Below are 4,989 nucleotides of genomic sequence, written 5' to 3' on the forward strand. Positions count from 1 at the left end.
CAATTCTTAGGCAATTAGTATTGTTTACAAAGAACATAAAATTGCCTTGGCTACATGGCTTGTCCTTCTATGATTTAATGGAAATGTATATTACCGGAATCGTTGAAGGTGCAGTTTCTTATCGTGCAACCGCAATTGCATTTAGTTTTTTTATGGCATTATTTCCATTTGCACTTTTTATTTTAAATTTAATTCCTTATATTCCAATTACTGGTTTTCAAGATGATTTTCTTGGTTTTGTGCAACAAAGTGTTCCGCCAACAACTTATGATGCTATTTTTAAAATCATTAATGATATACTTCACAACAGTCATTCGGGCTTAATTTCTATTGGGTTTTTTATGGCAATTTTCCTTATGGCAAATGGAGTAAATGCTGTTCTTGGTGGATTTGAAAACTCTCAACATATTATTCACAAACGAAGATTTTTTAGACAATATTTTATTTCGGTTGCCTTATCAATTATCTTGTCTATTATATTATTGATTACTGTTGCCTCAATAATTATTTTTGAAGTATTTATTCAAAAAACCAAAATTCAAGATGTGCTTTCCGATAAAATTCAATTAATAGAACTTGGTCGTTATGCTTTTGTAATAGCAATGATATTAATTACAACTTCAACATTATTCAAATATGGAATCAAGCAACAACGCAAAACACCATTCATAACAATTGGCTCGGTTTTTACAACAATTTTAATTATTATTTCATCTTATTATTTTGGTATTTGGGTAATTAGATTTTCAAAATACAATGAACTTTATGGTTCTATTGGTACTTTATTAGTTGTTATGTTTTATATTTGGATAAATTCGATGATACTTTTATTAGGATTTGATTTGAATGCTACAATTAATAAAATAAAAGTTACCGAAATGCAAAAAGATACTAAAAATACACAACAAAATGAATAATACTATTATAATTTTTGCAGTTCTGTTTTTGCAATTATCATTTTCTCAATCAGTCATAGGAAAATGGAAAACCATTGATGATGAAACTGGTAAGGAAAAAGGTATCGTTGAAATATATGAAAAAAACGAAAAGATTTACGCAAAAATTATAGAAATTCTTGATACAGAACATCGTGATAAAAAATGTGAGTTGTGTCATGGAGAAGATAAAAACAAACCAATTTTGGGATTAACTTTTATTAAAGGTTTAAAAAAAGACGGAAACGAATACAATGGAGGTCAAGTTTTAGATCCCAAAAACGGTAAGATTTACAGATGTTACATAACACTTATTGGAAAAGATAAACTAAAAATTAGAGGTTATATCGGAATTTCACTTTTTGGAAGAACCCAATATTGGTATCGAGTAAAATAGTTATTTATATGTTACAGGTTTCGAGTTTCAAGTTTCAAATTATCTTGAATTAAATTAGAAATCAATTAATATTTATTCCAACAAAACCTGAAACCCGAAACCTGAAACTCGAAAACCAAAAAAAAAATGCATTTCATAGAAGTAATTTTACCACTTTCATTGCCAAAAACCTTTACCTACTTGGTTTCAGAAGCTGAATTTAATTATATTCAAATAGGAATGAGAGTTGCTGTGCCATTTGGAAAAAGTAAAATTTATACAGGTTTGGTTTTAGACAAACATCCAAATGCACCAACTTTATACCAAGCCAAAGAGATTCATCAAATTCTTGATGAAAAACCACTTGTAAATGAATTTCAAATTCAACATTGGCAATGGATTGCGTCTTATTATATGTGCAATCTTGGGGATGTTTTTAGAGGCGCAATGCCATCAGCATTTATTTTAGAAAGCGAAACCATAATTTCTCAAAAAAAAGGTGATAAAATTGACGAAACAGAGCTGTCTGATGATGAATTTTTAATTTATGAAGCATTACAACATCAAAGTTCGTTGAAAGTGCAAGATATTATGTCAATTCTCAATAAGAAAAATATCTTTCCTGTTGTTCAAAAATTGTTAAATAAAAATGTGCTTACATTGCAAGAAGAAATTCAGGAAGAATACAAACCAAAGTTAATAAGATACATTCGTTTAAATAATGATTTTTCTTCGGATGCAAACTTAATTTCTTTATTAGATTCACTAAAAAGTACAAAACAAAAAGATTTACTGATGCATTATTTTCAATTAAATGCACAAGAAAAAAAGCCAATTTCTGTAAAGCAATTAATAGAAAAATCATGTTCTACAACAGCAATCATAAAAGCACTGGTAGATAAAAATATATTTGAAGAATATTTCATACAAGAAGACAGAGTAAATTTTGATAAAAATAAAGTTGATAATGATTTAGTTTTAAGTGAAACTCAGCAAAAAGCTTTTATAGAAATTAAAGAAAGTTTTATTTCTAAAGAAGTTTCATTACTACATGGCGTTACATCATCAGGCAAAACCGAAATTTATACTAAATTAATCGAAGAATATATAAATCTAGGCAAACAAGTTTTGTATTTACTTCCCGAAATTGCACTTACAACACAATTAGTATCAAGATTAACAGCACATTTTGGAAACCAAGTTGCAGTTTTTCATTCTAAATATTCTAATAATGAACGAGTTGAGGTTTGGAATCAAGTTTTAGAAAATTCTAAAAAAGCTAAAATTGTGATAGGAGCAAGGTCGGCTTTGTTTTTGCCTTATTCCAATTTGGGATTGATAATTATAGACGAAGAACACGAACAAACTTTTAAACAACAAGATCCAGCACCAAGATATCATGCTCGTGATGCAGCAATTGTTTTGGCACAATCACAAAATGCTAAAGTTTTACTAGGTTCGGCAACGCCAAGTATTGAAACTTATTTCAATGCACAATCAAAAAAATTTGGAATGATTTCTGTTTCAGAACGTTTCGGAAAAGCACCTTTGCCCGAAGTTGAATTGGTAGATTTAAAAGAAAATTATTTCAAAAAAAGAATGAAAGGTCATTTTAGCTTGACTTTAATAGATGCTATTTCAGAAGCTTTAAGTTTGGGCGAACAAATTATTCTTTTTCAAAATCGTCGTGGTTTTTCACCAGTTCTAGAATGTATGACATGTGGTCATATTCCTCAATGTACGAGTTGCAATGTAAGTTTAACCTATCATAAATTTAAAAACCAATTGCGTTGTCATTATTGTGGTTATTCTATTGCAAAACCAACCAATTGTCATGCATGTTCAAGTGTAGATATTTCTGCCAAAGGTTTTGGAACGGAACAGATTGAATTAGAATTAGCCGAACTTTTTCCAACCAAAAACATCAAGCGAATGGATCAAGATACAACTCGCGGAAAATACAGCTTTGAAAAATTAATAGATAGTTTTAAAAACCGTGAAATAGATATTCTTGTAGGAACACAAATGCTTGCCAAAGGATTAGATTTTGACAATGTATCATTAGTTGGAATAATGAATGCCGATACCATGTTGTATCATCCAGATTTTAGAGCTTTTGAAAGAAGTTTTCAAATGATGACACAAGTTGCTGGACGTGCTGGTAGGTCAGATAAACAAGGAAAAGTGATTATTCAAACTTACAATGTAAATCACAATACTATTCAGCAAGTTACCAATAATGATTATCAAGCAATGTATAAAGAACAACTATATGACAGACAAATTTATAAATATCCACCATATTATCGATTGATAAAACTAACATTAAAACACAAGGATTTTGATAAATTAAAAGAAGGATCAATATGGTTATATCAAGTATTGCAACAAAATTTGCAAATTCCAGTTCTTGGACCAGAAGAACCAGGAGTTAATAGAATTCGCAATGAGTATATAAGAACAATAATGATAAAGTTACCACAAAACCAATCGATAATAAACACAAAAAAAACTATCCAGAAAATCCTGAATAGTTTTGATGTTATTCCGCAATACAGAACAATAAAAGTTACTGCAAACGTTGATTTTTATTAAGCAATAGCTAAAGCTCTTATTAAATCTTCTTTTTTATTTCGACTTAATGGAATTTTAGTCACACCAATTTCGGCAAACTTGCTGTTAAAACGTTCTACTTTATCAATATTAATAATATAAGATTTGTGTACTCTAATGAACTTATCTTTAGACAAGTCTTTTTCAAAAGATTTCATTGTAGATAGAACAAGATTGGTATCTTCTTCGGTAACAACTTTTACATAATCGCCATAAGCTTCAATCCATTTGATTTTGTTAGTAAACACTTTTAGTTTTTTAAGATTGCTCTTAATAAAGATGTGTTCACCTTCTTCTTCATGGTTGTCTTGACGTAACATATAAAGATCTAATGCTCTTTTAACAGAAGCATTAAAACGTTCTAATATAATTGGTTTTTGAAGATAGTCAGTTGCGTCATAATCAAATGCTTTTAAGGCATATTCCGCTTTAGAAGTGATAAAGATTACTTGAGGTTTAACTTTTAAACCATCAATAAAATCAAAACCACTAATTACTGGCATTTCAACATCTAGAAAAATTAAGTCAACAGTGTGAACTGTCATACAATTTTTCGCTTCAATTGCATTAGAAAAATCACCTATCAAATGTAAATTTGGATGATTATTTACTAACTTTGCAATGACCATTCGCTGTAGCGAACTGTCATCAACAACTACACAATTTAATTTCATACTTTTTTTTATTATAGATTTGGTTTTACAAAAATAAACCTTTTTTTTGATAAAACTAATTTTCATCGGCTTTTTTTGCATTTAAGCAGTATTTTTTTGCATTTAGGCGATTTTTGATAAATTGTAGTTGCAAAATTAAATTATATAATTACCTTTGCACCCAATTTTATTTTTAAACAATATATATTATGAATCATTATGAAACTGTTTTCATTTTAAATCCCGTTTTATCTGATGTTCAGGTAAAGGAAACAGTAAGCAAATTTGAAGATTTTCTTACAAGTAGAGGAGCAAAAATGGTATCTAAAGAGGATTGGGGCTTAAAAAAATTAGCTTACGAAATCCAAAACAAAAAAAGTGGTTTTTACCATTTATTTGAATTCCAAGTAAC

The 4,989-nt window shown here is 28.9% G+C and carries 5 protein-coding genes; 4 read left to right on the plus strand and 1 reads right to left on the minus strand.

Features of this window, described 5'->3' with window-relative positions; translation table 11 throughout:
- The first annotated feature begins 2 nt into the window (after positions 1 to 2).
- The 3 genes from ACH2BO_RS04665 to priA all read left to right on the plus strand — a co-directional run bounded on the left by ACH2BO_RS04665 (position 3) and on the right by priA (position 3,906).
- A complete protein-coding gene (locus ACH2BO_RS04665) occupies positions 3 to 917 on the plus strand; it encodes a YihY/virulence factor BrkB family protein (RefSeq protein ID WP_395043586.1) in 915 nt (304 codons plus the stop codon).
- The gene (locus ACH2BO_RS04670) at positions 910 to 1,332 is read left to right on the plus strand and encodes a DUF2147 domain-containing protein (protein ID WP_395043587.1); all 423 of its coding nucleotides are present in this window, start codon (positions 910 to 912) and stop codon (positions 1,330 to 1,332) included. Before ACH2BO_RS04665 ends, ACH2BO_RS04670 begins: the two co-directional genes overlap by 8 nt.
- 126 nt (positions 1,333 to 1,458) lie before the next feature.
- Positions 1,459 to 3,906, plus strand: a complete 2,448-nt coding sequence (gene priA, locus ACH2BO_RS04675; protein WP_395043588.1) for a primosomal protein N' — start codon at positions 1,459 to 1,461, stop codon at positions 3,904 to 3,906.
- On the opposite strand, the gene ACH2BO_RS04680 is transcribed toward priA, so the two are convergent.
- Entirely contained in the window at positions 3,903 to 4,598 is a 696-nt protein-coding gene (locus ACH2BO_RS04680; RefSeq protein ID WP_395043589.1) for a LytR/AlgR family response regulator transcription factor, read from the minus strand. The two genes, priA and ACH2BO_RS04680, sit on opposite strands and share 4 nt — an antisense overlap.
- Before the next feature lie 188 nt (positions 4,599 to 4,786).
- Between ACH2BO_RS04680 and rpsF the strand changes: the two genes are divergently transcribed.
- A partial coding sequence (rpsF, locus tag ACH2BO_RS04685; RefSeq protein WP_395043590.1) for a 30S ribosomal protein S6 occupies positions 4,787 to 4,989 on the plus strand: 203 nt, incomplete at its 3' end.

The sequence above is a fragment of the Flavobacterium sp. genome (genome assembly GCF_043773265.1).
Lineage (GTDB): Bacteria > Bacteroidota > Bacteroidia > Flavobacteriales > Flavobacteriaceae > Flavobacterium.